Below are 889 nucleotides of genomic sequence, written 5' to 3'. Positions count from 1 at the left end.
AACGATGTTACACCAGAAGGTGTCATTGATACAACTCAACCAGGTAAGTATGAAGGAACGATAGAAGTTACGTACCCGGATGGAACAAAAGATACAGTGAAAGTTCCAGTGGAAGTAGTGGACAATCGAAATGATGCTGAAAAATATACTCCAGAAGTAGAAAAAGAAGAAGTCAACTACGGAGGAACGATTGATCTGACGGATAATGTAACTAACTTGGAAGAGCTGCCGGAAGGCACGAAAGTGAACGATGTTACACCAGAAGGTGTCATTGATACAACTCAACCAGGTAAGTATGAAGGAACGATAGAAGTTACGTACCCGGATGGAACAAAAGATACAGTGAAAGTTCCAGTGGAAGTAGTGGACAATCGAAATGATGCTGAAAAATATACTCCAGAAGTAGAAAAAGAAGAAGTCAACTACGGAGGAACGATTGATCTGACGGATAATGTAACTAATCTTGAAGAGTTGCCGGAAGGCACGAAAGTGAACGATGTTACACCAGAAGGTGTCATTGATACAACTCAACCAGGTAAGTATGAAGGAACGATAGAAGTTACGTACCCAGATGGATCAAGTACAACGGTTAAGGTGCCAGTAACAGTTAAAGATAGAGTAGACTGGGTAGAAATCAATCCGATTCCAACGATCGATCCAGAACAAATTATGCCGGAAGAAGTTCATAAAGGGGAAGAAGTTGATCTAACAGACAATATTCTTAATCTTCCGGAAGGAAGTATGGTAGAAGTAGTCACGCCAGTGGACACTACACAAGTAGGCGAATACACAGGAGAAGTGAAAGTCACCTTCCCAGATGGATCAAGTACAACGGTTAAGGTGCCAGTAACAGTTAAAGATAGAGTAGACTGGGTAGAAATCAATCCGA

Annotated in this window: 1 protein-coding gene; it reads left to right on the top strand. The window is 41.4% G+C overall.

Annotated elements, in window-relative coordinates:
• On the top strand, positions 1–889 hold an 889-nt coding region (locus ACI3E5_RS17555), incomplete at both ends, for a Rib/alpha-like domain-containing protein (RefSeq protein ID WP_498855889.1).

Source organism: Candidatus Enterococcus avicola (assembly GCF_047470845.1).
In the GTDB taxonomy this organism is placed as follows: Bacteria; Bacillota; Bacilli; order Lactobacillales; family Enterococcaceae; genus Enterococcus_D; species Enterococcus_D casseliflavus.
The sequence above is the reverse complement of the archived record's forward strand: the minus strand, read 5'-3'. Positions and strand labels throughout refer to the sequence as shown.